Origin of the sequence: Mesorhizobium sp. M0598 (assembly GCF_040320865.1) — a bacterium.
Lineage (GTDB): Bacteria > Pseudomonadota > Alphaproteobacteria > Rhizobiales > Rhizobiaceae > Mesorhizobium.
Genome location: NZ_JAMYQL010000012.1, coordinates 140,938 through 167,286, shown reverse-complemented (window position 1 = coordinate 167,286; position 26,349 = coordinate 140,938). Strand labels below are relative to the sequence as shown.

Annotated in this window: 23 protein-coding genes; 12 read left to right on the top strand and 11 right to left on the bottom strand. The window is 63.1% G+C overall.

Annotated features, from left to right (window positions below; genetic code table 11):
• Positions 1 to 935: lipid-A-disaccharide synthase (locus NKI59_RS17655; protein ID WP_352705673.1), on the top strand; the 935-nt coding region annotated here is incomplete at its 5' end.
• An 84-nt stretch (positions 936 to 1,019) separates the two neighbouring features.
• Here NKI59_RS17655 and gltA read toward each other — a convergent pair.
• Both gltA and gltX read right to left on the bottom strand, forming a co-directional pair.
• On the bottom strand, positions 1,020 to 2,348 hold the full coding sequence (gltA, locus tag NKI59_RS17650) for a citrate synthase (RefSeq protein WP_352705671.1): 1,329 nt from the start codon (positions 2,346 to 2,348) through the stop codon (positions 1,020 to 1,022).
• Between the two features lie 179 nt (positions 2,349 to 2,527).
• The gene (gltX, locus tag NKI59_RS17645; RefSeq protein ID WP_352705669.1) at positions 2,528 to 3,949 is read right to left on the bottom strand and encodes a glutamate--tRNA ligase; all 1,422 of its coding nucleotides are present in this window, start codon (positions 3,947 to 3,949) and stop codon (positions 2,528 to 2,530) included.
• Positions 3,950 to 4,045: 96 nt separating this feature from the next.
• On the opposite strand from gltX, the gene NKI59_RS17640 reads away from it, so the two are divergent.
• Positions 4,046 to 6,511, top strand: coding sequence for a ComEC/Rec2 family competence protein (locus NKI59_RS17640; RefSeq protein WP_352705667.1), 2,466 nt, complete (start codon positions 4,046 to 4,048; stop codon positions 6,509 to 6,511).
• Here the strand turns inward: NKI59_RS17640 and lexA are convergent.
• Entirely contained in the window at positions 6,505 to 7,239 is a 735-nt protein-coding gene (gene lexA, locus NKI59_RS17635) for a transcriptional repressor LexA (protein WP_352705665.1), read from the bottom strand. The two genes, NKI59_RS17640 and lexA, sit on opposite strands and share 7 nt — an antisense overlap.
• Positions 7,240 to 7,686: 447 nt before the next feature.
• On the opposite strand from lexA, the gene kynU reads away from it, so the two are divergent.
• Positions 7,687 to 8,934, top strand: a complete 1,248-nt coding sequence (kynU, locus tag NKI59_RS17630) for a kynureninase (RefSeq protein WP_352705662.1) — start codon at positions 7,687 to 7,689, stop codon at positions 8,932 to 8,934.
• Between the two features lie 96 nt (positions 8,935 to 9,030).
• Positions 9,031 to 9,861, top strand: coding sequence for a hormone-sensitive lipase (locus NKI59_RS17625; protein ID WP_352705659.1), 831 nt, complete (start codon positions 9,031 to 9,033; stop codon positions 9,859 to 9,861).
• Positions 9,862 to 9,868: 7 nt separating this feature from the next.
• Here NKI59_RS17625 and NKI59_RS17620 read toward each other — a convergent pair whose 3' ends face one another.
• Genes NKI59_RS17620 through NKI59_RS17600 form a run of 5 tightly spaced genes read right to left on the bottom strand, consistent with a single transcriptional unit; the run spans position 9,869 to position 15,299 of the window.
• Positions 9,869 to 11,074, bottom strand: a complete 1,206-nt coding sequence (locus NKI59_RS17620; protein WP_352705657.1) for a molybdopterin molybdotransferase MoeA — start codon at positions 11,072 to 11,074, stop codon at positions 9,869 to 9,871.
• Positions 11,074 to 11,580, bottom strand: coding sequence for a cyclic pyranopterin monophosphate synthase MoaC (moaC, locus tag NKI59_RS17615; protein WP_352448833.1), 507 nt, complete (start codon positions 11,578 to 11,580; stop codon positions 11,074 to 11,076). The genes NKI59_RS17620 and moaC overlap by 1 nt, the downstream gene beginning before the upstream one ends.
• Positions 11,581 to 11,582: 2 nt before the next feature.
• On the bottom strand, positions 11,583 to 12,395 hold the full coding sequence (trpC, locus tag NKI59_RS17610) for an indole-3-glycerol phosphate synthase TrpC (RefSeq protein WP_352705654.1): 813 nt from the start codon (positions 12,393 to 12,395) through the stop codon (positions 11,583 to 11,585).
• Positions 12,396 to 12,399: 4 nt separating this feature from the next.
• On the bottom strand, positions 12,400 to 13,410 hold the full coding sequence (trpD, locus tag NKI59_RS17605) for an anthranilate phosphoribosyltransferase (protein WP_352616138.1): 1,011 nt from the start codon (positions 13,408 to 13,410) through the stop codon (positions 12,400 to 12,402).
• The gene (locus NKI59_RS17600) at positions 13,407 to 15,299 is read right to left on the bottom strand and encodes a SurA N-terminal domain-containing protein (protein WP_352705652.1); all 1,893 of its coding nucleotides are present in this window, start codon (positions 15,297 to 15,299) and stop codon (positions 13,407 to 13,409) included. The genes trpD and NKI59_RS17600 overlap by 4 nt, the downstream gene beginning before the upstream one ends.
• A 142-nt stretch (positions 15,300 to 15,441) precedes the next feature.
• Between NKI59_RS17600 and tpiA the strand changes: the two genes are divergently transcribed.
• The 5 genes from tpiA (at position 15,442) to NKI59_RS17575 (ending at position 20,474) form a co-directional block, all read left to right on the top strand.
• Positions 15,442 to 16,209, top strand: coding sequence for a triose-phosphate isomerase (gene tpiA / locus NKI59_RS17595; RefSeq protein ID WP_023674957.1), 768 nt, complete (start codon positions 15,442 to 15,444; stop codon positions 16,207 to 16,209).
• A gap of 163 nt (positions 16,210 to 16,372) precedes the next feature.
• Positions 16,373 to 16,825 (top strand): preprotein translocase subunit SecG, encoded by a 453-nt coding sequence (gene secG / locus NKI59_RS17590; protein WP_254817294.1) that lies wholly within the window; start codon positions 16,373 to 16,375, stop codon positions 16,823 to 16,825.
• A gap of 199 nt (positions 16,826 to 17,024) precedes the next feature.
• Positions 17,025 to 18,146 (top strand): L,D-transpeptidase, encoded by a 1,122-nt coding sequence (locus NKI59_RS17585; RefSeq protein ID WP_352448838.1) that lies wholly within the window; start codon positions 17,025 to 17,027, stop codon positions 18,144 to 18,146.
• Between the two features lie 148 nt (positions 18,147 to 18,294).
• Positions 18,295 to 19,923, top strand: a complete 1,629-nt coding sequence (gene pyrG / locus NKI59_RS17580) for a CTP synthase (protein WP_023674960.1) — start codon at positions 18,295 to 18,297, stop codon at positions 19,921 to 19,923.
• Positions 19,924 to 19,934: 11 nt separating this feature from the next.
• The gene (locus NKI59_RS17575; protein WP_352705649.1) at positions 19,935 to 20,474 is read left to right on the top strand and encodes a DUF1697 domain-containing protein; all 540 of its coding nucleotides are present in this window, start codon (positions 19,935 to 19,937) and stop codon (positions 20,472 to 20,474) included.
• A gap of 30 nt (positions 20,475 to 20,504) precedes the next feature.
• Here the strand turns inward: NKI59_RS17575 and NKI59_RS17570 are convergent, their stop codons facing one another.
• The 3 genes from NKI59_RS17570 to NKI59_RS17560 all read right to left on the bottom strand — a co-directional run bounded on the left by NKI59_RS17570 (position 20,505) and on the right by NKI59_RS17560 (position 23,267).
• Positions 20,505 to 21,962 (bottom strand): NCS1 family nucleobase:cation symporter-1, encoded by a 1,458-nt coding sequence (locus NKI59_RS17570; RefSeq protein WP_352448841.1) that lies wholly within the window; start codon positions 21,960 to 21,962, stop codon positions 20,505 to 20,507.
• A gap of 192 nt (positions 21,963 to 22,154) precedes the next feature.
• Positions 22,155 to 22,547 carry an MmcQ/YjbR family DNA-binding protein gene (locus NKI59_RS17565; RefSeq protein ID WP_352705647.1) on the bottom strand — a complete coding sequence of 131 codons (393 nt, stop codon included), beginning with the start codon at positions 22,545 to 22,547 and terminating at the stop codon, positions 22,155 to 22,157.
• A 27-nt stretch (positions 22,548 to 22,574) separates the two neighbouring features.
• Positions 22,575 to 23,267, bottom strand: coding sequence for a TetR/AcrR family transcriptional regulator (locus NKI59_RS17560; RefSeq protein WP_352705645.1), 693 nt, complete (start codon positions 23,265 to 23,267; stop codon positions 22,575 to 22,577).
• A 136-nt stretch (positions 23,268 to 23,403) separates the two neighbouring features.
• Here NKI59_RS17560 and NKI59_RS17555 point away from each other — a divergent pair, with 136 nt between their 5' ends.
• The 3 genes from NKI59_RS17555 to NKI59_RS17545 are packed head-to-tail and all read left to right on the top strand — an operon-like array spanning position 23,404 to position 26,330.
• On the top strand, positions 23,404 to 24,414 hold the full coding sequence (locus tag NKI59_RS17555) for an efflux RND transporter periplasmic adaptor subunit (RefSeq protein ID WP_502894916.1): 1,011 nt from the start codon (positions 23,404 to 23,406) through the stop codon (positions 24,412 to 24,414).
• A gap of 6 nt (positions 24,415 to 24,420) precedes the next feature.
• On the top strand, positions 24,421 to 25,662 hold the full coding sequence (locus NKI59_RS17550) for an ABC transporter permease (protein WP_352705643.1): 1,242 nt from the start codon (positions 24,421 to 24,423) through the stop codon (positions 25,660 to 25,662).
• On the top strand, positions 25,659 to 26,330 hold the full coding sequence (locus NKI59_RS17545) for an ABC transporter ATP-binding protein (protein WP_352705641.1): 672 nt from the start codon (positions 25,659 to 25,661) through the stop codon (positions 26,328 to 26,330). Before NKI59_RS17550 ends, NKI59_RS17545 begins: the two co-directional genes overlap by 4 nt.
• Positions 26,331 to 26,349 lie beyond the last annotated feature (19 nt).

The window sequence follows — 26,349 nt, the reverse complement described above, 5'->3', positions numbered from 1 at the left end:
CGGCAAACGCGATTGCCGGTGAAAAGCCCGATTGCCTTATCACCATCGACAGTCCGGATTTCTCGCTGCGCGTCGCCAAGAAGGTGCGTGCCGCCGATCCGACTATCCCGATCGTCCACTATGTCTGCCCGAGCGTGTGGGCTTGGCGGCCGGGCAGGGCGGCGGCGATGAAGCCATATGTCGATCACATTCTTTGCATCCTGCCGTTCGAGGTGAAGGAACTCGCTCGCCTGGGCGGGCCGCTCGGCACCTATGTCGGACATCGCCTTGCACACGATCCGGGCATAGTCAGTGCCGCCAGGGCGCAGGCGCAGCCGCGTAACCTCTCCGCTGACCGTGTGAAAACGTTGCTTGTATTGCCCGGTTCGCGTCGCGGCGAGGTGCGGCGCCTGGTTGGGCCGTTCGGCGAAACGCTGTCGATCCTGCGGGCGCGCGGGCACCGCTTGCGCCTGCTGTTGCCGACGGTGCCGCACGTCGCCGACCTGGTCAGGACCTCGGTCGCGAGCTGGGACGAGAAGCCGGAGATCATACTCGATGCCGAACGCAAATGGCAGGCCTTCGGCAAGGCGGATGCGGCGCTGATCGCGTCGGGGACGGTATCGCTGGAACTGGCACTGGCGGGTGTGCCGATGATCTCCTGCTACCGGCTCGATCCGGTCATGCGCATGGCGCAGCCGCTGATCAAAGTATGGAGCGCAGCCTTGCCCAATCTCATTGCCGACCGGCCGGTTGTGCCGGAACACTACAATCAATATGTGCGGCCGCATTATCTGGCGCGGCAGTTGGAAGCGCTGTTCTCCGATACCGCCTACCGCACCTGGCAGAAGCACGGTTTTGCCGACATTGCCGGGCGTATGGCAACCTCCAAGCCGTCAGGCGAGATGGCGGCGGGGGTGGTGATGGGCATGGTGAGGAAGTGGGTGAGTGGTGAATAGTGAATTGTGAATTGTGAATAGTGGTTTCTATGGACAGGGAGCGACGCTTCGCTACTCCCATTCACCATTCACCATTCACCACCTTCACCGCTTTGCGATCGGCACGTAATCCCGTTCCGGCGCGCCGGTATAGAGCTGACGCGGGCGACCGATCTTCTGGTGCGGGTCCTCGATCATCTCCTTCCACTGCGCGATCCAGCCGACGGTGCGGGCGACCGCGAACAGCACGGTGAACATGGTGGTGGGAAAGCCCAGCGCCTTCAGCGTGATGCCGGAATAGAAATCGACGTTCGGATAGAGCTTCTTCTCGATGAAATAGGAATCGGTCAGTGCGATCCTTTCCAGCTCCATGGCGATGTCGAGCAGTGGATCGTCCTTGATGCCGAGCTCGCCCAGGACCTCGTGCGCGGTCTTCTGCATGATCTTGGCGCGCGGATCGTAATTCTTGTAAACGCGGTGGCCAAATCCCATCAATCGGAACGGATCGTTCTTATCCTTGGCGCGCGCAATGAATTCCGGGATGTGATCGACATGACCGATCTCGCCCAGCATGTTCAGGGCTGCCTCGTTGGCGCCGCCATGTGCGGGACCCCACAGGCAGGCGATGCCGGCAGCGATACAGGCAAAAGGATTGGCGCCCGACGAGCCGGCCAGGCGGACGGTCGAAGTCGAGGCGTTCTGTTCGTGATCGGCGTGCAGGATGAAGATGCGCTCCATCGCGCGGGCCAGCACCGGATTGATCTTGTATTCCTCGCAAGGCACGGCGAAGCACATATGCAGGAAATTGGCTGCGAAATTCAGCTCGTTCTTCGGGTAAATGAATGGCTGGCCGATGTGGTATTTATAGGCCATCGCCGCGATCGTCGGCATCTTGGCGATCAGCCGCATTGACGCGACCATGCGTTGATAGGGGTCCGAGATATCGGTGGAATCGTGATAGAAGGCCGACAGCGCGCCGACCACGCCGCACATCACCGCCATCGGATGCGCATCACGGCGAAAGCCGGTGAAAAAGCGCGACATCTGCTCATGCACCATGGTGTGGCGCGTCACCCGGTAATCGAAATCGTCCTTCTGCGCCTTGGTCGGTAGTTCACCATAGAGCAAGAGATAGCAGACTTCCAGGAAGTCGCCGTGCTCGGCCAATTGGTCGATCGGGTAGCCGCGGTGCAAAAGAATGCCGGCATCGCCATCGATGAAGGTGATTTCCGATTCGCAGCTCGCCGTCGACGTAAAACCGGGATCGTAGGTAAAGACGCCGGCGGTGTTGTAGAGCGAACCGATGTCGATGACGTCAGGTCCTACCGAACCACTTCGTATCTTGAATTCATGGGTTTTGCCGGCGAATTCCAGCTTGGCCGTCGATGCCTGGGTTTTGCCGCCAAATTCCATTTTTGTCGCAGGTTCGGTCATAGCAAACTCCTTTTTGTTTCCTCAGGCCGGCAAAGGCAAAATATCTGAACCCAACACGTCAAAAGCATCGGAATACGCACATTTGCGCCCGCAATTGAATCTGCGCGGCAGATTAGGCCAAGACCCAATGTTGCACTGCGAAACACACCTTTCAATGCCAATCTTCTTGGGCCAGTTTGCTAATCGATTTGATCAGCGATCCGCGCCAGGCTTTCCTCGCGGCCAAGCACGGCCAGCACATCGAAGACACCTGGCGAGGTACTTTTGCCGGTGAGCGCGGCGCGCAAAGGTTGGGCCACGGCGCCGAGTTTATGGCCGGCGGCCTGCGCATAGTCGCGGATCGTGGCTTCGGCTGAGGCGGCAGACCACTCCGAAACCGTGGCTAGTGCCGCATGAGCGCCCCGCAGGATCGCGCGCGCCTCACCGCTGAGCAGCGCCGCCGCCTTCTCGTCGACCGGCAGCGGCCGCTCGACGAAAAGGAATGCAGCCCCTTCAGCAAGTTCGACCAGCGTCTTGGCGCGCTCCTTCAGGCCCGGCAAAGCGGCAAGCAGTTGCGCCCTGCGTCTGTCGTCGAGGCGCGCGGCGATTGCCGGGCCGCCTTCAAGATAGGGCAGAGTGGCGATGAAGATGTCGAGCAGCGCCGCGTCGTTCATCCGGCGCATATGCACGCCGTTAAGCGCCTCGAGCTTGGCGAAGTCGAAACGGGCGGCCCCCTTGTTGACGTCGCCAATGTCGAACCATGCAATCATGTCGGCGATCGACATGATCTCATCGTCGCCGTGGCTCCAGCCAAGCCTCGCCAGATAGTTGAGCAGCGCCTCCGGCAGGTAGCCCATGGCGCGATAGGCTTCGACGCCAAGCGCACCGTGCCGCTTCGACAGCTTGGCGCCGTCGGCACCGTGGATCAGCGGGATATGCGACATCGACGGCACCTCCCAGCCCATGGCCTGATAGATTACGGTCTGGCGTGCGGCGTTGGTCAAATGATCGTCGCCGCGGATGATGTGGGTGATGCCCATGTCGTGATCGTCGACGACGACGGCATGCATGTAGGTGGGATTGCCGTCCGAGCGCAGAATAATGAAATCGTCGAGATCCTTGTTGGGAAAGCGCACGTCGCCCTGGACGCGGTCATGCACCACCGTCTCGCCGTCTGTCGGCGCCTTGATGCGGATCGCCCCCTTGGCGCCGGGCGGCGCCTCCGACGGGTCGCGGTCGCGCCAGCGCCCATCATAGCGGGGCGGAAGCCCCTTGGCTCGCGCTGCCTCGCGCATCGCCTCCAGCTCCGCCGGCGTCGCGTAGCAGTAATAGGCCTTGCCCACGCGCACCAGCTCCTCGGCCACCTCGCGATGGCGCGGCGCGCGCTCGAACTGCGAGACAGGCGCGCCGTCCCAGGTGAGTCCGAGCCAGGAAAGTCCGTCGAGAATGGCTGCCGTCGCCGCATCCGTCGACCGCTCACGGTCGGTATCCTCTATACGCAGCAGCATCGTGCCGCCCGTGTGCTTGGCGTACAGCCAGTTGAACAGCGCCGTGCGCGCGCCGCCAATGTGCAGATAGCCGGTGGGCGAGGGGGCAAAACGGGTGACGACCTTATCGGGCATGGAACTCTCAGGCGGGCGAAGGAAGTGGGTTTGCGGACTTTCGCGCGTTGCGCGTTCATGTAGCATAGGAGGTCGAGGGCGCAAGGGGCAGACCCGATGGCTGTGCGAGGCCGTGGTGCGGGCGAGGGCGAGGACGCTGGCAGCGGCGTCAGCGAACGCTTGCTGTTTGCCGCTCTCCCGCCTGTCCTGCCGGCACCGGCATTGCTACCCGCTCCGCGCTTCGATGCTCCGTCGCGGCCGGCCAGAGACCCAGCAACGGTTCTCGTGCCCGCGGGCGAGCCCATCGTACGCCTGCCCAGGCGTTTCCGCCTCCCGTCACCGTCCCGTATCCGCAACAGCGTAACCTCGGCAGCCGGCCTGGAACTCGACCGCGGCATCGCCTTCCTGCTGGTGCCGGTGTTCCTCGCATGCGGGGTGGTGATATATTTCGGGCTGTCGGTGGAGCCGGCCTTTCCACAGCCGATCGCAATCGCGCTCCTCGCGGCCCTTTGTGCCGTCGTCTCGCGGTCGTGGCCCAGGACGCGCCTGTGCTTCATGGTGGCGCTGCTCTGCGCGCTTGGCGTACTTGCCGCCAAGTTCGAGACATGGCGTGTCGGAACGCATATGCTCGGTTCCGAAATCTCGACGCGGCTGACGGGTCGCGTCGTATCGTACGAGCCCATGGCGAGCGGCCGCATCAGGCTGACAATCGATGTGATCTCAACCGCCAGGCCGACACTGCGCTACATGCCGGAACGGGTCCGCGTTTCGGCGATGAAGATACCGGCTGAGCTGACCGCCGGTTCCGAGATCACCGGCTATGTGCGGCTGCTGCCGCCGACCGGCCCGGTGCGGCCCGACAGCTATGATTTCTCCTTCGACAGCTATTTCGCCGGTATCGGCGGCAGCGGCTTTTTTCTCGGCAATCCGAAAGTCGTGTCGTCGGGCAGCATGCCGCTTGCCGCGCAGCTTTCTTCCGCGATCGAAGACGCGCGCGAATCCATCGCCGACCATATCCGCAGCCGCATCGGCGGTGCCGAGGGCGAGATTGCTGCTGCGCTGATCGTCGGCGTGCGCGCCGGCATTCCCGAGGAGATCAACGAAGCGATGCGGCGCACCGGCATCTACCACATCATCTCCATCTCGGGGCTGCATATGGCGTTGGTCGCCGGCACCATCATGGCGCTGCTGCGGGGTGCCTTTGCGCTGTTTCCCGATTTCTCATCGCGACGGCCGGTCAAGAAATATGCCGCGGCCGCCGCGCTTTTTTCGATTGCGGCCTACCTTGTCTTTTCCGGCATTGTCGTGGCGGCCGAACGCAGCTTCATCATGCTGGCGGTGATGCTTATCGCCGTGCTGTTCGACCGGGCCGCGCTCACCATGCGCAACCTGGCGATCTCGGCCATCGCGGTCATCCTGGTGTCGCCGCACGAGGTGGTCGGTCCGAGTTTCCAAATGTCCTTCGCCGCGACGGCCGCCCTTGTCGGCGCCTATGCAGGCTGGTCCGATTACCGCGCCGGCAGGGCCACCACGCCGCCGCCGCGGCGGTCGCCGCTACGCTTTGCCACTCGAAAGGTCCTGCTGGGCATGTGCGGTCTGGCGATGACCTCGATCATTGCAGGGAGCGCCACGGCGCTTTTCGCCATATGGCATTTCCAGCGCGTGGCGCCGCTCAGCCTGTTCGCCAATCTGGCCATCATGCCCATCGTCTCACTGGTCGTCATGCCCTTCGCCGTTCTCAGCGCGCTGGCGATGCCGTTCGGTGCGGATGGCCCTTTCCTCTATGTCATGGGCAAGGGGCTGACGGCGATGATCGCCCTGTCCGGGTGGATCTCGGAGCGCTCGCCGATCGATGCGGTCGGGCTGATTTCGCTGAGATCCGTCCTTCTGGTGACGATCGCCCTCGTCATTGCCAGCATGGCGACGACCTGGTTGCGGCTGGCGGCACTTCCTTTTGCGCTCGCCGGCTTGCTGACGACAACGCAGACACGCATACCCGACGTATTGGTCTCGGAGGACGCACGGCTGGTCGCGCTGCCGATCGGCAGCGGTGAACTCGCGGTCAACCGGGCACGCCCGAATGAGTTCACCATCGACAACTGGAAACGCGCGCTCACATCAGAGGCTATCGTCGCGCCGGAAACACCTGGAAAGAACGACCCGCAATTCGACATTGCCGATCCGGCCGACCTACCGCCGGGCATGCCGTTCATTTGCACGGACGGCCTCTGCCTTGCCAGGCATCCATCCGGCGCGATCATCGCGCAAGCCAAGGACCGCGATACTGCGCGGCCAGCCTGCGCCTTTGCCAGCTTGATCGTCATCGACGACGCCACCGCCCATAACCCCTGCTACTACGACCGGCTGGTCCTCGTCGTCACCAAACGGCAACTGGCGCGCGCGGGAAGTGCCGCCGTCTACTTCGATCCACAAGCGGCAACGCGCGCCGAAATCCGTTTCGCGGTCGAAAAATCATACCGGCCCTGGCACGTGCAGCGGAAATTTTCACGCGCGGCACGGGGCCTGCCGCCATACCGCAGGGCCGACAACCCCAAAGCCGGCGCCAAGGGCGGAGCTCAGTAGCGGCGGATCAGTCCGACGAGCTTGCCCTGCACCTTGACCCTGTCTGGTCCGAAGATGCGCGTCTCGTAGGCCGGATTGGCGGCTTCCAGGGCGATCGAGGCGCCCTTGCGGCGGAACCGCTTCAGCGTCGCTTCCTCCTCGTCGACCAGTGCCACCACGATCTCACCGGGGCTCGCCGTATCGGCATTGCGGATGATCACCGTGTCGCCGTCGAAAATGCCGGCCTCGATCATCGAATCGCCTTTGACCTCGAGCGCATAATGCTCGCCGCCCATGATCATATCCGGCGGCACCGAAATCGAATGCGTCTGGTGCTGGATGGCGTCGATCGGCACACCGGCGGCGATGCGGCCCATCACCGGGATCGAAACGGTGGCGACGACATCGTCGTCATTTCCGGCTGCGGGCACGCGCGACGATGTCGGCTTGCCTTGCCGAGGACCGCCTTGCCCAAGACTGCCCTGGATGACACTCGGCGAGAACTTGCGTGCCGCATTGAGGCCGGGGGCGATCGAGTCAGGCAGGCGCAGCACCTCCAGCGCACGGGCCCGGTTGGGCAAACGGCGAATGAAGCCGCGCTCCTCCAGCGCCGTAATCAGCCGGTGGATTCCGGATTTGGAAGCCAGGTCGAGCGCTTCCTTCATCTCGTCGAAGGAAGGCGGGATACCGCTTTCCTTCAACCTTTCGTGGATGAACATAAGCAGTTCGTGTTGTTTGCGTGTCAGCATAGCGACCCCCAACAGAATCAGAAAAACAAACCCAGAACAAACACTATCTGTTCCAGTTGTGTTCCGCAACTGTTTAAAGTTTAATGAATGCGTTAAGGCTCGGGAAACAAACGACGTCCCCTACCGGCGTACCGCATTTTCACCGCCGCGAGCCTCATCGCCTTGATTCTGCTTTCGTTTGCGCCCTTCTGGCCTCCTAGAAGGCGGCACTGGCATCGGCCGTCGGTCGGCAAAAGGCACGGAATTGAACCCGTATCGACTGTGCGGTTTGGTCAATGCACCGTGAACGAAACGAACTCAAAACGCCAACCTCGGGTAAAGTCCCGGTTTCCACCGCCTGGTCAGGCTGCTTCTCGCTGGTGGAGCCTTGCTGCGCACAACCAGGTAATGGAAGAACAGTCGATGCGTGTCCGGCGTTGCGTTGGATCTTGGGGGAGCAGACAAATCATGACAGGAATTCCCGATCTCGTGGCCATAAAGGCGATGGATGCCGCGGATCCGCTGCGCGCGATGCGCGACCGCTTTGTGTTGCCGCAAGGAGTGATCTATCTCGACGGCAATTCGCTAGGAGCTGCTTCACGTGCCGCATTCGATGAACTGCACAAGGCCGCGACCGAAGAATGGTCGCATGATCTCATCCGCGCATGGAACACGGCCGGCTGGTTCAACATGCCGCTTGAACTTGGCGACCAGCTCGGGCGCCTGATCGGTGCCGCGGCCGGCCAGACGGTGGTCTGCGACACGACATCGGTCAACATCTACAAGCTGCTGCACGCCGCCATAGCCATGCGACCGGAGCGGCAGGTCATCGTCGCCGAGGGCGATAGTTTTCCGACGGACCTGTACATGGCTGAGGGTGTGGTTTCGACGCGAAAAGATACGCTGCTGCGCCTCTCGGGGGTCGACGCGCCGACCATCGAAGAGCTGATCGACGAACGCACCGCCGTGGTGCTGGTCAACCACGTCAACTACAAGTCGGGCGAACTGCGCGACATGCCGGCGCTGACGCGCAGGGCTCAGGAAGCCGGGGCGATGATCGTCTGGGATCTCTGCCACACCGCCGGCGCGATGTCAGTCGAGCTCGACAAGGCAAACGCCGATTTTGCCGTTGGCTGCACCTACAAATATCTGAATGGCGGCCCGGGCGCGCCTGCCTTCATCTATGCGGCTGAGCGGCATCTTTCCGACATCCAGCAGCCGCTCACCGGCTGGTGGGGCCATGCACGGCCCTTCGCCTTCGAGCCAGGCTATGCGGCCGGCACCGGCATCCGCCGGTTTCTGTGCGGCACCCAGCCGGTCCTGTCGATGCGCACGCTGAAGGGCGCGCTCGACATCTGGAACGATGTCGACATGACGGCGGTGCGCAAGAAGAGCATCGCGCTGGCGGATCTGTTCATCGAGCTTGTCGAGGCAAAGTGCGGCACTTACGGGCTCACGCTCGAAAGCACGCGCGATGGGGAAAAACGCGGCAGCCAGATTTCATTCATGCATGAGCATGGCTACCAGGTCATGCGCGCGCTGATCGAACGTGGCGTGATCGGCGATTTTCGCGCGCCATCGACCATGCGCTTCGGCTTCACCCCGCTCTATGTCAGCTATGCCGATGTCTGGCAGGCCGTCAAAGTGCTTGAGGATATCCTCCGCACCGGTGCGTGGAAGGATGCGCGCTTCGCAATCAAAGCAGCTGTCACTTGAGATTGATGCGAGAGCTGGAATCGTGAGGCTGGCGACGACGCGCCGCGCGATGCTCACGGCTACGTTGCAAGGCCATATTGCCAGGGAGGGCGCAGGGTGTTCGAACGTCACATTGCCGATTGGGACAACGCCTATGCCAACGGCGCCAACATAGCCGGCAGCGATCGCTGGCCGGCGGCCTGGATCGAGCCCGCGCGGGTTTTCCGCGACGTGCTTTCGACCGAGGGCAGGGCGCGGCTCGACATGGCCTATGGCGACAACCCACGCAACCGGCTCGATCTTTTCCTGCCGGCCATCAAGCCCAAGGGACTCGTGGTGTTCGTTCATGGCGGCTACTGGATGGCATTCGACAAGAGTTTCTGGTCGCATCTTGCCACTGGCCCTGTTGATCGCGGCTATGCGGTGGCGATGCCGTCCTACACGCTCTGTCCGCAGATACGCATTGGCGGCATCGTCAAGGAAGTCGGCGCGGCGATCGGCCAGGCGGCGGCGATGGTCGCAGGGCCGCTGATGCTGACCGGGCACTCGGCCGGCGGCCATCTTGTTAGCCGGATGGTTACGGCGACGACGCCGCTGGCGCCCGAAGTGGTCCGGCGCGTTCGTCATGTGGTGTCGATCTCGGGGGTGCATGATTTGCGCCCGATCATGCGCACCGGCATGAACGAGACGATCGCGATCGATGAGGCCGAGGCGCAGGCCGAAAGCCCGGTGCTGCTGCGCCCGATGGACAAGGCCCGCCTGACCTGCTGGGCCGGCGGCGGCGAGCGCGCCGAATTCCTGCGTCAGAGCGCGTTGCTGGCCAACATCTGGATCGGCCTGGGTACCGCGACCAGCTCGGTGGTCGAGCCTGACCGGCATCATTTCAACATCATCGACGGTTTGGCCGATCCAGACCATCCGCTGACCCGGACCTTGATCTCGGAGTGAGGCAGGTTCAGCGTAACATCAGCACGTCGCAGGGGGAGCCCGCCGCCGCGGCAGGTGCGAACGGCGCGCGAACGATCAGCCCGTTGGCATCGGCCAGCATTTTCAGCATCGAGGAGTCCTGGATGCCGAACGGCGTCGCCACGAGCGTACCGGCGTCATCTATGACAACAGCCCGCACATAATCTTGCCTGAGATCGTTGGCCGGCATGGCGGCACCGAGCCGTGCCCGACGTATATCCTGCTGAAAGGCGCGGCCGCCGAGCCGCGCCAGCAGCGGCTTCAGGAAGAGCTGAGTGCAGACCAGGCTTGCCACCGGATTGCCGGGCAGGCCGATGCAGCGAATGTCTCCCAGCCGCCCGAACATCAGTGGCTTGCCCGGCCGCATGGCGATCTTCCAGAAATCGAGCGTCATGCCTTGCCCGGTCAGCACGTCATGCACGAAGTCGTGGTCACCGACCGAGGCACCGCCCAGCGTGACGATGACGTTCGCGCCAGCCTTCACGGCCTTTTCAACCAGCGCAGCGATCGCCTCCCTGCGGTCCGGCGCGATGCCAAGGTCGAGCGCGCGCGCACCGACCGACTGTGCGGCAGCGGCGACACCATAGGCGTTGGAGGAGATGATCTGGTCGGGGCCAAGATCGCTGCCCGGCGGCAGCAATTCGTCGCCGGTGGCGATGATGGCGACCAGCGGCCATTTGACCACGCGCACCTCGGGGTGATTGGCCGATGCCGCCAGCGACAAGGCCGCCGGGTCGAGCAGGCGGCCTTTGGGCAGCAGGACATCGCTCTTGGCGAAATCGAGCCCGAGGCGGCGGATGTTGCGCCCCTGCACCGTCGGTTCCGTCACTTCGACGCTGCCGCCACCGAGATCGCGGACGTTCTCCTGGATGACGATAGTGTCGGCGCCTTCGGGAAGCGGCGCGCCGGTAAAGATGCGCACGGCCTGCCGCTGCTGCACCGTTCCGGCAAAGCCGCGTCCGGCCGGCGCCATGCCGACCACCGAAAGCCTTGCCGGTACGGACGCGATATCGGCCGCCCGCACGGCATAGCCGTCCATGGCGGAGGCGTTGAACGGCGGCTGGGTGCGGAGCGCCACAACCGGCTCCGCCAGCACGCGGTCGGCGGCATCCAGCAGTGCGACGCGTTCGCCCGGCAGCGCTGCTGCGCCGTCCAGCAGGCGCTCGAGCGCCTCGGCAACTGGGACCAGCGCCATTATCGGCCTGCCTCGGTGGCCCCGTCTCCGGTGATCTTGTAGTCGCCGGATTTGCCGCCGGTCTTTTCAACCAGCCTGATGCCGGAGATGACCATGGCGCGGTCGACCGCCTTGGCCATGTCGTAGATGGTCAGGCAAGCGACCGAGACGGCACTCAGAGCCTCCATCTCAACGCCGGTCTTGCCGGTGACGCGGGTCAATGCTGTCACCTTCAGGCCGGGCAGCGCGGCGTCCGCCTCGATATCGACAGATATCCTGGTTAGCAGCAGCGGATGGCAAAGCGGGATCAGTTCATGCGTCTTCTTGGCCGCCATGATGCCGGCAATGCGCGCGGTGCCCAGCACGTCGCCCTTCTTGGCGTCGCCGGCGAGGATCATGTCCAGCGTCTCGGGCCGCATCGCGACAAAACCTTCTGCGACTGCCGTGCGCACCGTCTCAGCCTTGTCGCCGACATCGACCATGTTGGCTTCGCCCTGCGCGCCAAGATGGGTGAGGGCGGCCGCCATCCTCAAACTGCCTCTGCCGGCGCCTTGCCCGTCAACAGCATGCGCGTTGCCGCGGCCACGTCCTGCTGGCGCATCAGGCTCTCGCCGACCAGGAAAGTCGCAATGCCGCTCTGCTCCAGCCGGCGGCAATCGTCGTGCGAAAAGATACCGCTCTCGCTGACCAGATGGCGGTCGGCCTGCACCATCGCTACCAGCCGCTCCGAGGTCTGTAGGCTGGTTTCGAAGGTCCGGAGATTGCGGTTGTTGATTCCGATCAGCCGCGACGACAGCTGCAGCGCGCGTTCCATTTCAGCCTCGTCATGCACTTCGACCAGCGCGTCCATGCCGAGCCCGAACGCTGTCGCTTCGAGTTCTCTTGCCAACGCGTCGTCGACGCTGGCCATGATGATCAGGATGGCATCGGCGCCCCATGCCCTAGCCTCGTAGACCTGATAGGGGTCGAACAGGAAATCCTTGCGCAATGCAGGCAGCTCGACGGCAGCGCGCGCAGTGGTGAGGAATTCGGGCGCGCCTTGGAAGGAGGGTGCGTCGGTCAGCACCGAAAGGCAGGCTGCACCGCCCTTCGCATAGGCCCTGGCCAGCATCGGCGGATCAAAATCGGCGCGGATCAGGCCTTTGGATGGGCTAGCCTTCTTGATTTCGGCAATCAGCGCGAACCTGCCGGATTTGCGCTTTGCTTCAAGGGCGGAAAGAAAGCCGCGCGGCGCGTCGGCATCCGTCGCCCGTGCCTTGATCTCGGCGAGCGGCACGCGTGCCTTGGCCGCCGCGATCTCGTCGCGCTTGTAAGCCTCGATCTTGCGCAGGATGTCGGACATGGTTTTAACCGTTCGAAATCTCGATTAGCCTGTCGAGCACTTTCAGCGCGCGGCCGCTGTCGATGGCCTGCGCCGCCGTTACCATGCCGTCGGCAAGCGTCGTCGCTTTGCCGGCCACCACCAGCCCCGCGCCGGCATTCATCAGCACCGTATCGCGAAAGGCGCCGGCTGCGCCGCCCAGCATGTCGCGCAGTGCCTGGGCGTTGTGGGCGGCGTCGCCGCCGCGCAACTCGTCCTTGGTGTGCCGCTTCAGTCCGACGGCTTCCGGGGTCAGCGTAAAGCTGCGGATCTCGCCGCCGGCCAGTTCGGCGACAAGTGTCTCGCCGGTGGTGGTGATCTCGTCATAGCCGTCGCCATGGACGATCCAGGCATGGTCGGCACCAAGTTCCTTCAACGTTTCTGCCACCGGCATGATCCATTCGGGCAGGAACACGCCGACCATCTGCCGTCTGACACTGGCCGGATTGGAAAGCGGGCCCAGCAGGTTGAAGATGGTGCGGGTTCCGAGCTCGACCCGGGTCGGGCCGACATGCTTCATCGCCGGGTGATGCGCCGGCGCGAACATGAAGCCAACGCCGGCCTCGTGGATGCAGCGGCCGATCGTCTCCGGAGGGATGTCGATCTTGACGCCCAATGCGATCAGCACATCGGCGGCGCCGGTCAGCGAGGACAGTCCGCGATTGCCGTGCTTGGCGACGGGCACGCCGCTGCCGGCGATGACGAAGGCGGATGCGGTCGAAATGTTGACGCTGTGCGAATTGTCGCCGCCGGTGCCGACAATGTCGATGGCGCCCTCGGGGGCTTCGACACGCAGCATCTTGGCGCGCATGGTGGCGACGGCGCCGGCGATCTCGCTGACGGTCTCACCGCGCACGCGCAATGCCATCAAGAAGCCGCCGATCTGGCCGGGGGTAGCATCGCCCGACATGATAATGTCGAAGGCCTCGCGCGCCTCCTCGAAAGAAAGAGCGCTGCCGGCGGCGACCTTGGCGATGTGGATCTTCAGCGCGCTCATCTGGCCAGGGCTTGGGTTACGGCCGTCTGATCGATGCGGACGTCATATTGCGTCTGCAACTGCGCTACCAACTGGTCGAGCAGGTCGTCGGACATGCCGGATGTGAAGGACTTCTGTGCGTCCTCGGGTACTGAGCTGGCATCGGCCCCGGCGGGCTCGAACACCTCGGCAACCTTGAACAGGATCTGTCCGTCGCCCGTAGGTGAGGGGATCAGCCCGGTGCCGCCTTCGCCGACGCCGAACATCGCGGCGGCGCCTTCCTTGCCGAAATCGACGTCGTCCGCATCGCGCTTGACGCCGCGCTTGGTCTGCTTTTCGAGCTTGAGCTCACCGGCGATCACCTCGAGCGTGGCGCCAGCCTTGAGACGCTTCTCGAGCTCCTGTGCTTTTGCGGTGAGCCGTTTGGTGGTCTCCGCCGCGGTCCAGTCGGCCACGACCTTCTGGTGGACTTCGTCCAATGTGCGGTCGCGGGCAGGCGTGATCGCGCTCACGTCGTAGAAGACGAAGCCGTTATCGGCGGTGGTGAGGCCTTCATTGTCGGTTCCGGGTTCGGATTCGAACACCGCCTTGATGAGTGCCGGCGATTCCGGCAGGTCTTTGACGATGCTTCCATCCGGCCGTTGGCCGGTGCGGTCGATGGCATCGATGGTGACGACTTTCAGCTTCAATTTGGCGGCTGCCTCGGCGAGCGAACTGCCCGAGGCGCGCGTATCCTCGTAATTGTCGTGCACGTCCAGCAAGATGCGGCTTGCCTCGCCCAGTGCCAGGTCCTTGCGGATCTGCTCGGATACTTCGGCCAGCGGCTTCACCACTTCCGGCTTGATCTCGGTGACGCGCAGCAGAACGGGACCAAATGCGCCTTGTACGACCGGGCTGACCTCATTGACGTTGAGCTTGAAGGCAGCGTCGGCGACCGCCTTGTCGGCGATCTTGTCCTTGGCCAGCGTGCCGAGCAGCGTGTCGGCCGGCGTCTTGCCTTCGGCAGCGACGATCTTGTCGAAGGTCGCGCCGGTCCTGAGCGAATCGAGCGCCGCCTTTGCGGCATCAGGTGTCTTGAACACAAGCTGCTCGATGGTGCGCATCTCCGGCGTGGTGTAGCGCGCCTTGTTCTTATTGTAGTCGTCGCTGACCTGTTGGTCGGTCACCGCGCTCAAATCCATGATGTCTTCCGGTTCGAGCCTGACATAGAAGAACTTGCGGTATTCGGGCGCGGCGTAGGTTTTCTTGTTTTCCTCGAAATAGGCCGAAAGCGCGCTGTCGGACGGCGCTTCTATCGGCTCGACAAGCGATTTCGGCAAGGTCAGGTAGTCGATGGTGCGATCTTCGCCGCGATAGAGCGCGACCGCCTTGAAGAATGTATCCGGGGCCTTGAGGCCGTCCGAAACCGCCTCGACGATCTGCTGGCGGACCGCGACCTGGGCGCGGTTCTTCAAATAGTCTTCCGGCCGCATGCCGATCTGCCGAAGCAGGTACTCGAAGGTTCTCCTGTCGAAGCTTCCGGCAGGCCCTTTGAACGCCGGGTCTTCACGCGTCAGTTCGGCGAGCCGGTCCTTTGACAGGCCGAGTCCGAGCTTGCGGGCCTGCTCGTCGAGGACAGCGCCCGACACGAGTTGCGCCAGCACCTGGTTGTCGATGCCGAGCGCCGTCGCTTGCTCACGGCTGATGCGCTGGCCGAATTGCTGCGACATGACGCTGAGCTGGCGATCGTAGGCGAGGCGGTATTCGTTGATCGAGACCTTGGTGCCTCCGGCCGTGATCACGGCATCATGGCCGGCAAGACCGCCCATCAGGCGGCCCGAGATGCCCCAGACGGCGAAGCTCAACACCAACAATGACAGCAGCAGTTTAGCGACCCAGGTCCCCGCCGCGCTTCTCAACATACCAAGCATGAGTACTTCCGATTTTTGCGCATTTCGCATGCGCCGAGTCTGAAACAAGCGCAATAGCGCCCTTCCTGCCCACTGTCGATTGCTTTGTGGCCTGATTTTGATAGTGAGGGCCAGCTGGAAATTGCCCGGAGAAACAAATCCCATGACGCCTGGAATCCGCCCGCTCGTCGCCGGCAACTGGAAAATGAACGGCACTAGCGCCTCGCTCAACGAGCTCAGGATGATCGGCAACGGCTTCATGAGTGGGCTCGACGCCGAGACCGAAGCGGTGGTCTGCGTGCCGGCGACCTTGCTTGCGCACGCCGCCGAGATTCTGTCGCGCACGCCGGTGCGGGCCGGCGGAGAGGATTGCCACACCGAGGAAAGCGGCGCCTATACCGGCTGCATTTCGGCCGAGATGCTGAAGGATGCAGGTGCCAGCCATGTCATCGTCGGCCATTCCGAATGCCGCGCCGATCGCAAGGAGGACGATGCCTTGGTCCAGGCCAAGGCCTCCGCCGCATGGCGCGCCGGGCTGGTGGCCATCATCTGCATTGGTGAGACAAGAGCCGAACGAGAAGCAGGAGCCACGCTCGACGTGCTGTCGCGCCAGGTCGCTGGCTCGGTCCCGCCAAACGCCACGGCTTCCAACACCGTCATTGCCTATGAGCCAATATGGGCGATTGGGACCGGCTTGACCCCGACCGCCGCCGACGTCGCCGAGGCACATGCGCATATCCGCGAAGAACTGGCACGGAAGCTCGGCAATACGGCGGCCAAGATGCGCATTCTCTACGGCGGCTCGGTCAAGCCGTCCAACGCCGTCGAGTTGCTCGGCGTCAGGAATGTCGATGGCGCGCTGGTCGGCGGCGCCAGCCTAAAGGCGGCGGACTTCCTCGGCATCGCGGAAGCCTATCGAAACATCGCTTGATACAAGGGCTGCTTGCTGCATTTGAGCGGACGGCCGGCGCCGAAATCGTTGCAAAGGACGCATTGCTTCCCATATTCCGGCCACGGGCTTGGAAATGCCGTCAAAGCATTGTATTGAGCCGCCTCCAAATCAGCGGCCGCACAAGGCCTTGCCAGGGTAAATTATGGAAACCGTACTGATCGTCGTCCACCTCATGGTCGTGCTCGCGCTTGTCGGCGTGGTGCTGCTGCAGCGCTCCGAAGGCGGCGGCCTCGGCATCGGCGGCGGATCGGGCTTCATGACCGCGCGTGGCGCCGCCAATGCGCTGACGCGGGCGACGGCGATCCTGGCTGCCGCTTTCTTCGTCACTTCGCTGACACTGTCGATCGTTGCGCGCTATGGCGAGAAGCCGATCGACATTCTCGATCGCGTGCCGGCGACCTCGGACGGAGCAGGCAAGGGCGTACTCAACCAATTGCCTGGAACCACGACGCCGACGCCGCCGTCGGGCACCACGGCGCCGACCCCGCCGTCCGGCAATGGCGCGGCAACGACGCCGCCGGCAACCGCTCCGGCGACGCCGCCAGCGACAAACGGCGCCACCGCGCCGGCCACGCCGCAGGTCCCCAACCAGTAATAGGGCAACTTATGCCGCGATCTGTTGTCGTTTGAACACAGTCGCGGCAAATGCCGCACGATCACGATGATTCGACTGCGCCTCACGCTTGAGGCGCTTCCGGCTAATCGATTATACGTTGCACGCGGCATTCTCGGCGTCCTTAGGGGGCGCCGGGCGACGCCGTGGGCAACAAGCATTGAACGATCGGATCTTCCCCATGCAGCTTCGCAGCTTCATTTTTGCCGGCCTTTGTGCCGTGCTCAGCCTAGGTGCGCCCGCTTACGCGGCCATGCCGACGGCAAACTCGGCCCACAAAGCCGCAACAACAACCGACGTCGTCAAGGTCGCTGCCAAAAGCGATGCAGCGCAATTGAAGCTTCTCAAGAAGAAGAAAGATCCGACGCCGGACGACCTTGCGCAGATCCGCAAGATCGAAGCCAAGATCGCAGCCGACAAGGAAGCCGCTCGCGCCAAGGCACTCGAAGCCAGGAAGCTGGCGATGCGTGAGGCGGCGAAAGCCAAAGCCGATGCGGAACGGCAGGCGTTCCTTGCCAAGAAGAGCCAGCCGCTCGCAACGGCCAAGGTGGCTGACGCCACGCCGGCCAAGAAGAAGACCGTCAACATCATCGAACCGATTACGCCCATTGCGCCGATCCAGTCGGCCGAGCCGATCCCGGCCGAGGCCATGAACGTTGCGCTGACCGGCAACAATGGCGAGTTGCGCAGCGAACCGGTCGGGCAGAAGCCGCAGAGCGTCGGGCTGTTCGCGGGACTGTTCGGCGGCACATCCTCTTCGTCGATGTCGCTGCTTCCGGAAACACGCGCGCTCGACGCCGCGCTCGAAAGGAAGCAGGCCAAGCGGCAGTTCAAGGTCAAGGCGGAATTCGTGCCGCAGGAGGTCGAATTCACCGGCTACAACCCCGGCACCATCGTCATCGATACCAGCGCCCGTCGTCTCTACCTCGTCGAATCATCGTCAACCGCCCGCCGTTATGCCATCGCGGTCGGCCGGGAAGGCCTGCAGTTCAAGGGTACGGTTGCCGTCGGGGACAAGCAGGAATGGCCGCGCTGGATTCCGACGCTGGATATGCAAAAGCGCGAACCCAAGCACTATGGCCAGTACAAGGACGGCATGCCCGGCGGCGGCGACAATCCGCTCGGTGCGCGCGCCATCTATCTTTACGACGGCAAGAAAGATACCCACCTGCGCATTCACGGCACCATCGCGCCGCAGTCGATCGGAACCAGCGCCTCCAATGGCTGCTTCCGCATGATCAACGAGCACGTCATGGACCTTTACCGCCGGGTGAAAGTAGGCACCAAAGTCGTCATCATCTGACGCTTTGACAGATCGTGCCAAAAAGGGCCGGCCTCGCCGGCCCTTTTGTTTTGATACGCCAACGACCAGAGCGCCTTCTTGGGAAAAAGCCTTCGCGGCGGTTTTTTCTCTGGCGGAATCAATTCGGCCGCGTTAAGCGATGACTCCCATGGCGCGATATGTATTCATCACAGGCGGCGTGGTTTCCTCACTTGGAAAAGGCATTGCTGCAGCGGCCCTTGGGGCTCTCTTGCAGGCGCGGGGCTATCGCGCACGCATCAAAAAGCTCGATCCCTATCTCAATGTCGATCCCGGCACGATGTCGCCCTATCAGCACGGCGAAGTCTTCGTGACCGATGACGGGGCCGAGACCGATCTCGATCTTGGCCATTATGAGCGCTTCACCGGCCGCTCGGCCAACCAGCAAGACAACATCACCACCGGCCGGATCTATAAGAACATCATCGAGCGCGAGCGGCGCGGCGACTATCTCGGCGCTACCGTGCAGGTCATTCCGCACGTCACCGACGAGATCAAGAATTTCGTCCTCAACGGCAATGACGACTACGATTTCGTGCTGTGCGAGATCGGCGGCACCGTCGGCGACATCGAAGCGATGCCGTTCCTGGAGGCGATCCGCCAGCTCGGCAACGACCTGCCGCGCAATAACGCCGTCTACGTCCACCTGACCTTGATGCCTTACATTCCGACGGCGGGCGAACTGAAGACCAAGCCGACGCAGCATTCGGTCAAGGAGTTGCGCGGCATCGGCATTGCACCCGACATACTGCTGGTCCGCGCCGACCGGCCGATCCCCAAGGAAGAGCGCAGAAAGCTGTCGCTGTTCTGCAATGTCCGCGAAAGCGCCGTCATCCAGGCGCTCGACGTCCCGCATATCTACGACGTGCCGATGGCCTATCACAATGAAGGGCTGGATTCGGAAGTGCTGGCGGCCTTCGGCATCGATCCGGCGCCGAAGCCGCGCATGGAACGGTGGCAAGCGGTGTCCAACCGCATCCACAATCCGGAAGGCGAAGTGACCATTGCCGTCGTCGGCAAATATACCGGCCTCAAGGACGCCTACAAATCGCTGATCGAGGCGCTGTCGCATGGCGGCCTCGCCAACCGGGTCAAGGTCAAGCTCGACTGGATCGAAAGCGAGATATTCGAGAAGGAAGACCCGGCGCCGTGGCTGGAGAAGGTCCATGGCATTCTCGTCCCCGGCGGTTTTGGCGAGCGCGGCTCGGAGGGCAAGATCCTGGCGGCGAAGTTCGCGCGCGAGCGCAAGGTGCCGTATTTCGGCATCTGCTTCGGCATGCAGATGGCCTGCATCGAGGCGGCGCGTTCGCTGGCTGGCGTCGAGCGCGCATCATCGACCGAGTTCGGTCCAACCGAGGAGCCGGTCGTCGGCTTGATGACCGAATGGCTGAAGGGCAACATGCTGGAAAAGCGCAGGGAAACCGGCGACCTTGGTGGTACCATGCGGCTCGGTGCCTACCAGGCCGACCTCGCCAAGGGATCGAAGATCGCCGAGATCTATGGCGATACGCAGATTTCCGAACGCCATCGCCACCGCTACGAGGTCAATGTCGACTACAAGGAGCGGCTCGAGGATTGCGGCTTGGTGTTTGCCGGCATGTCGCCGGACGGCGTGCTACCGGAAACGGTCGAATATCCCGACCACCCCTGGTTCATCGGCGTGCAGTACCATCCCGAGTTGAAAAGCCGGCCGCTCGATCCGCACCCGCTGTTTGCCAGCTTCATCGAGGCGGCGGTAGAGCAGTCGCGGCTGGTCTAGACTAGCCGCCCATGCAAACTTACGTCGCGCTGCTCTACAGCATTGTCCTGGGCGAGGGGCAGCGGGTCGTCATGTCCGATCTGAAGGCGATGGCCGAAGGCCTGGGTCTGAATAACCCGCGCACGCTGGTAGCGACCGGCAATCTGGTCTTCGAGGCGCAAGAAACAGAACTTGCGACGTTGGAGCAGCGGCTGGAGGCGGCGTTCGCAAAGACTTTCGGCCGCCACGTCGACATCATCGTGCGCCGCGCCGACGGCTGGCTAAGGCTGGCGGCCGGCAATCCGTTCCCAGCTGAATCGGCTGAGACCGCGGACCAGGTGGCGGTGCGCGTGATGCGAGCGCCCGTTCCCGCCGAGACCGCCGTGGCGCTTGAGGCATATGCCGGCAAGGACGAGAAGCTGCGGATTGTCGGCGGCGACATCTGGATCGTCTTTTCCCGCGAGATGCCGAGTTCGCGGCTGCTTGCGGCGGTGAGCCACAAACGTCTCGGCATCGGCACCTCGCGCAACTGGAATACCGTGCGCCGCCTGGCCGAAATGATCGCAGAATGAACGGGGCGGCTCGCGCCGCCCCGACTCCGTTCAGGCCTTGGCTATCCTGGCTCTGGCACCGAGTGCCATCGTGCGCAGCACGTAATAGATGACGCCGGCAATTGCCACGCCGAAGAACCAGCCATAGACGCCCCACCAGGACGGCAGCAGGCTGGTGAAGTTGGGCAGGATCGAGGAGAAGACCGCGCCGATACCGGCGGCGATGAAGGCATTGACATGCCAGCCGCCCTGAAAGCGGAATTCGCCATTCTCCCTGTAGAGCGCCTCGACGTCGACCTCGCCCTTCCGGATCAGGTAATAGTCGACCATCATCACGCCGAAGATCGGCCCCATCGTCGCGCCAATGATGTTGACGAAGGAGGCGGCACTGCCTTCCCAGGGCGCGAATGGATAGAGCACCAGCGCGATCAGCGCCGCGATGTAGCCGCCCTTCTTGAAGTCGATCTGGCGTGGAAAGACATTGGAAAAGTCGAAGGCCGGCGACACGAAGTTCGCCACCACATTGATACCGAGCGTCGCCACCGCAAAGGTCAGGGCTGCGAGCGCCGCCAGGAACCAGCTGTCGAATTTCGCCGAAATCTGGTCGGGATGCAGCAGCACCTCGCCATAGACGTCGAAGGCGGCGATCGTGGTAACGCCTGCGACCAGCGAGAACAGGATAAGATTGACCGGCAGGCCCCAGATGTTGCCCTTGCGCAGCGATGCCTTGTCCGGGGCGTAGCGCGCGAAATCGCAGAAGTTGAGATAGAGCGCGGAGAAATAGGTCACCCAGATTGCGGCCACCGCAAACAGCGAGGTCCAGGAGCCCGGCGTGCCCGGCACGCCCGCGTCCTTTGTCTTTTCCAGCAGCACATCCATCGGGATGTCGCTGGTGAAAGCGAAAGTGCCTGCCTTGATGCAAAGATAGATCGCCAGGATCAGCATCATCACCCACACCGCCGGTCCGGCCCAATCCTGGAAGCGGCGCACCGTTTCCATGCCTCTCTGGATGATCAGGAGCTGCAGCGCCCAGATGACGGCGAAGCAGATCACCTCGAGCCCGGAGTGGCCGAGGAAATGGGTGCTCTGGTTGAAGTCGGCGAACCATTGCGAGCGGATCAGCAGGGCTACGATCGCCCCGGAGGCCGCCGCCGTCTGCGCGCCGTACCAGAAGCAGGCGACGATGGCGCGCACCAGCGCCGGTATGTTGGCGCCCCAGATGCCGAAGGAGGCACGCGCCAGGACAGGGTAGGGCACCCCGGTCTTCACGCCGGCATAGCCGACCATGTTCATTAACGCATAGATGATCAGCGAGCCGATACCGATGGCGATGATGAAGTTGACGAAGCCGCCGCAGAACAGGAACAGGCTGGCAGCGAGATAGTAGCCCCACAGGCTGTGGACGTCCGACGTCCAGACGTTGAAGATCGAGAACGGTCCCCAGTTTCGAACCTTCGCCGGTGCGAGATCCTCATTGTACAGGTCCGGTGATGCGTCTTGTATGGTCATTGCTATGTCCTCCCCTTGTTACCGCACGCGCCTCCACGCATGGCACGCAGGTTAAGCCTGACGCAGGGGAACCGGCAAGCAGACGATTTGCCGGCGTGGGCTTAAAGTCATTCAATGAGAAACGCGCTTATCGGCGTGGCGTCGTTGAGCTTCTAGCGCCGACGATTCGGGGGGTGACACCGATCGCTCGACCTAAGCTCCCGAGTCCACCTTGTACGTGATCAGGGCGGCAAGCTTTTTGGGCGCTTGTGCGCGATAACTCTCATCGAGCCATGACTTCAGTTGTCCGATCGGTGGCAGTTCGTCCGGTGCTGGTTCGAATGTCACCCATCCGCTCTTGCCAAGGCCGTACTCCGCCGGCGACGCATAGTGGAGCTTTCTCGCCTCGTCGCCGCTGTAGGGGAGTTTGAGGGAGATGCTGAACGGTTCGCCTTCCAGGCTCAAATAAGCAAAGGTCTTGCCTTTCACCGCGAGATCGTCGTGACCAGGCCACGGACTCTTTGTCTCGGCGCCCGGATAGGTGAGGCCGAAGGCGCGCAGTTCCTTGAGAACGGCATCGGTCGAAGCGCGCGATTTCCTACTCATCAACTCTCCTCCATCGCTGTCAGCGGCTTACGGTCCGGCTTCGAGAAAAGCCCGGGCAAAACCGGGCTGCACGGCTTCTATCGTTCCATCGGGCAACTTCAAAAGCCGGTCGATTGCGATGCCGTAGAGCCGCAATCGGCCCTCGAGCAGCCGCGCTGCTTCGTCGATATTACCCTGTTCGGCCTGTAGCAGGGCGCGGTGCATCACGTCCCGAAAGGTCAGCCGGAGTTGCAGGAACATCTCGGCAAAAGCTTGCGGGTCGGGCACGTCGAGAATGCCTTCCTCGCTTCCCTTCCTGAGCAGATTTGTGATTATCGGCTCGGCCAGTTCCCTGGCCGCCTGGTCGACCCGATGGAAGAGGGCAAGGTTCTCGGGCCGGAACACGACGAAGAACGTTTTTCGCAATTGCGGGGCAAGCTCGATGTTCAGCCGTCGCGAGCCGGCAAAGAGCGCATTGAGCCGGCCAATCCCATCGAGTGACGGGTCGTCGAGGAGGGGTTGCAGCTCGGCAAGGCTGTCACGTGCGAGACGTCTGGCGAGCGCCTCCAGCAGGGCCTCCTTCGACGCGAAATAGTGATAGAACGCACCCTTCGACAAGCCGGCCTCGCGGATGATGTCGTTCACCGTCGTGTTGTCGTAGCCATGCTCGAAGAAAAGCCGCTGGGCACAGTCGAGGAGCTCGGCGGATCGTATCTCCGGCGGCTTTACTACTCGGGGCAAAATCAACCTCAAAAAGTACAGGGGGCAAGAGGAGCACGAACCGTTTCTTTATGCAACTTTTATAGACCGACGGTCGGTCTAATGCTATGTCTGCCACCGCTCCGACGTTCGCATTCGATGGTGGAGGGAGAGCTTCTTGCGACGGATACGTTGGACTGTCGGCATCGTTCTTGTCGCGGCGACTGCTGCTTTCGGCGCTTGGTATGTGTTGCAGCCGGCCAAGGTTTCGGTCGTGACGCCACAACGCGGCGACGCGGCGGAAATTGTCTATGCGAGCGGCTCCGTCGAGCCGCGAACCTGGGCCAAGGTGGCTCCCGTGGTTCGCGAGCGGATCGTCGAGCAATGCAATTGCGAGGGGTCGCGAGTTAGGCAGGGCGACGTACTCGCCAGGCTCGACGACAGTGAAGCGCGGGCGGCGCTTGGCGAACTCGAGGCGCGTCAAGCACTTGCCCAGGAAGAGCTCCGGAGGCTGACCGTGCTTGCCGAAAGGCGTGCGGCAAGCCAGCAGGCGCTCGATCGCGCGCAAAGCGAGCTTGGCCAGATCGAAGCGCTGGTTGCCGGACAGAAAGCGCGGCTCGACACCTACGTCTTACGAGCGCCGAGCGCCGGCGTCGTGCTCAGGCAGGACGGGGAGGTGGGTGAGGTCGCCGAACTCGGCACGGTGTTGTTCTGGGTCGGCGAGCCGAAGCCGCTCCTGGTGGTCGCCGAGGTCAACGAGGAGGACATTCCACGGGTCGAGATCGGCCAGCGCGCGCTGCTTAAATCCGACGCGTTCCCTCGGCAGAATCTGGAAGCGGTGGTCGATAGCATCACGCCCAAGGGCGATCCGGTGACGAAGACCTATCGCGTCCGCTTCCGCCTGCCGGACAATACGCTGCTTCGTATAGGCATGTCGACCGACGTGAACATCGTCATCCGCGTCTCGAAAAACGCGCTGCTGATCCCGTCCGTCGCGATCGAAGGGAACAATGTGTTCATGGTCGAAGGCGGCAAGGCCGGGCGCCGTGAAATCCGCACGGGCATTCGTGGCACCAATGGCGTCGAGGTACGGTCAGGCATCGACGAGAAGGCCAGCATCGTCTCGCCCTATCCCGCTGACCTCGGCGACGGTGCGCGCGTGAGCATCGCCGCCGCGCAGGAGAGATAGGCAACGATGGCGCTGATCGTCGACATTGCCGTAACGCATATCGCCGGCCGCGGCCGCCAGACGCTGGTCGCCATAGTCGGCGTCGCGGTGGGTGTCGGCTTCTCAATTGCGATGGCGGCGCTGATGCAGGGCGGGCAGGACGATTTCGTCAGGCAGCTCGTCGACACGATGCCGCATGTCGACATCACCGACGAGCAGCGCACCGCCCGCCGGCAGCCGGCCGAGGACTACTTCGAGACCGCCGCCATCTCGGGGCTCCGGCCACGCGACGATCGACGCGGCATTATCAACCCGACCGCCGCGACCTCTTGGCTGGAGAGCTGGATTCCCGGCCGGTTCGCAGCAAGCCTCAAGACGCAGGGCGTGATCCGCTATTCCAGTCGCGAAATCGGCGCGGCGATCATCGGGGTCGAACCAGAGCGCGAATCCGGTGTCTCGCCGATCGTCGGCAAGTTCGTCAAGGGTAGCTTTTCGGCACTTGCCGCGGGCGGCAACAACGTGCTCATCGGCGACACGATGGCGAACCGGCTCGGCGCCGGGTTCGGCGACACGATAACGGCGGTTTCCTCCGAAGGGCTCACGCGCAACTTCAAGATCGCTGGCCTGTTCCACACCGGCACCACCTCGCGCGACGAAGGTGAGGCCTATGTGCTTCTGAAGAACGCGCAAATCCTCTCCGCGCGTCCGAATGCCATCAACGAGATCCGCATCAAGCTCGACGACCCCAACCGCGCTCCCGCGGTGGCGCATCGTGCAGAGGCCGAACTGGGCTACAAGGCCGTGGCGTGGCAGGAGGCCAATGAATCGATCCTCGAAGCACTCGTCGTGCGCAACGTCATCATGTACACCGTCGTCGGCGCGATCATGCTGGTTGCTGGCTTCGGCATCTACAACATCATCTCCACCATCACGCATGAGAAGGCGCGCGACATCGCCATCATGAAATCGCTTGGCTTCCCAGAGTCCGACATGCGCCGGCTTTTTTTGCTGGAAGGCGTGGCGATCGGCGCTGCCGGCTCTGTGCTCGGCGGGGTGCTTGGCTTCTCCATGACCTATGCACTGTCGCTGGTGCGTTTCGAGATCGCCGCGACTGGCCAGGAGATGACCCGGCTGCCGATCGCTTGGAGCTTGATGCACTACGTCATCGCGTCGGCTTTCGCGCTGGGTTCAGCGGCAGTGGCCGGCTACCTGCCGGCGCGCCGTGCGGCGCGCCTGAACCCCGTCGAGATTATCCGAGGCGCGTCATGAGCGCACTCATCGAGACCGAGAGACTGACCCGCATCTTGCCCGAGACGGTCCCCGTTACGCTGGTCAAGGACATCACGCTCACGATCAACGACAACGAATTCGTCGCCGTGACCGGTCCCTCCGGCTCCGGTAAGTCCTCGCTGCTCTATCTGCTTGGGTTGCTCGACCGGCCGACAGGCGGGACCTTGAGGATAGGCGGCCGCGATAGCGAGCCTATGAATGAAAGGGAGCGGGCGCAGACACGGCTTTCGACGCTGGGCTTCGTCTTCCAGTTTCATTTCCTTCTGCCGGAATTCACGGCGCGCGAAAATGTAGAAATTCCAATGCGCAAGCTTGGTCGGCTGGCCCGACCCGTGATGCGCGAACGGGCGGGCGAGTTGCTGTCATCGCTGGGGCTCGGCGAACATCTCGACAAGCGGCCGGACCAGCTTTCGGGAGGCCAGCGTCAGCGCGTCGCGGTGGCACGCTCGCTCGCCAACGACCCGCCGCTTATCCTGGCAGACGAGCCGACGGGGAGCCTCGACAGCAAGAGCTCGGAGCAGGTCTTCACGATCCTGGAGAATCTGGTGCGCGAGCGCGGCAAGACCGTCGTGGCGGTTACGCACGATCTCGACATGGCGGCGCGCATGGATCGCCGCATTCACATCGTGGACGGCAAGATCGAATAAGGCGTGTTGATATTCAGAT

Excerpts from the sequence above, each read along its gene's own strand:
- moaC (WP_352448833.1), bottom strand. The coding sequence starts at position 11,580 with ATGGCGGCCGCCCTCACCCATCTTGGCGCGCAGGGCGAAGCCAACATG.
- NKI59_RS17640 (WP_352705667.1), top strand. The coding sequence starts at position 4,046 with ATGGCTGTGCGAGGCCGTGGTGCGGGCGAGGGCGAGGACGCTGGCAGC.
- NKI59_RS17545 (WP_352705641.1), top strand. The coding sequence starts at position 25,659 with ATGAGCGCACTCATCGAGACCGAGAGACTGACCCGCATCTTGCCCGAG.
- trpD (WP_352616138.1), bottom strand. The coding sequence starts at position 13,410 with ATGAGCGCGCTGAAGATCCACATCGCCAAGGTCGCCGCCGGCAGCGCT.
- NKI59_RS17620 (WP_352705657.1), bottom strand. The coding sequence starts at position 11,074 with ATGGCGCTGGTCCCAGTTGCCGAGGCGCTCGAGCGCCTGCTGGACGGC.
- gltA (WP_352705671.1), bottom strand. The coding sequence starts at position 2,348 with ATGACCGAACCTGCGACAAAAATGGAATTTGGCGGCAAAACCCAGGCA.
- secG (WP_254817294.1), top strand. The coding sequence starts at position 16,373 with ATGGAAACCGTACTGATCGTCGTCCACCTCATGGTCGTGCTCGCGCTT.
- NKI59_RS17565 (WP_352705647.1), bottom strand. The coding sequence starts at position 22,547 with ATGAGTAGGAAATCGCGCGCTTCGACCGATGCCGTTCTCAAGGAACTG.
- NKI59_RS17550 (WP_352705643.1), top strand. The coding sequence starts at position 24,421 with ATGGCGCTGATCGTCGACATTGCCGTAACGCATATCGCCGGCCGCGGC.
- trpC (WP_352705654.1), bottom strand. The coding sequence starts at position 12,395 with ATGTCCGACATCCTGCGCAAGATCGAGGCTTACAAGCGCGACGAGATC.
- NKI59_RS17585 (WP_352448838.1), top strand. The coding sequence starts at position 17,025 with ATGCAGCTTCGCAGCTTCATTTTTGCCGGCCTTTGTGCCGTGCTCAGC.
- gltX (WP_352705669.1), bottom strand. The coding sequence starts at position 3,949 with ATGCCCGATAAGGTCGTCACCCGTTTTGCCCCCTCGCCCACCGGCTAT.
- kynU (WP_352705662.1), top strand. The coding sequence starts at position 7,687 with ATGACAGGAATTCCCGATCTCGTGGCCATAAAGGCGATGGATGCCGCG.
- pyrG (WP_023674960.1), top strand. The coding sequence starts at position 18,295 with ATGGCGCGATATGTATTCATCACAGGCGGCGTGGTTTCCTCACTTGGA.
- NKI59_RS17575 (WP_352705649.1), top strand. The coding sequence starts at position 19,935 with ATGCAAACTTACGTCGCGCTGCTCTACAGCATTGTCCTGGGCGAGGGG.
- NKI59_RS17570 (WP_352448841.1), bottom strand. The coding sequence starts at position 21,962 with ATGACCATACAAGACGCATCACCGGACCTGTACAATGAGGATCTCGCA.
- tpiA (WP_023674957.1), top strand. The coding sequence starts at position 15,442 with ATGACGCCTGGAATCCGCCCGCTCGTCGCCGGCAACTGGAAAATGAAC.
- NKI59_RS17600 (WP_352705652.1), bottom strand. The coding sequence starts at position 15,299 with ATGCTTGGTATGTTGAGAAGCGCGGCGGGGACCTGGGTCGCTAAACTG.
- lexA (WP_352705665.1), bottom strand. The coding sequence starts at position 7,239 with ATGCTGACACGCAAACAACACGAACTGCTTATGTTCATCCACGAAAGG.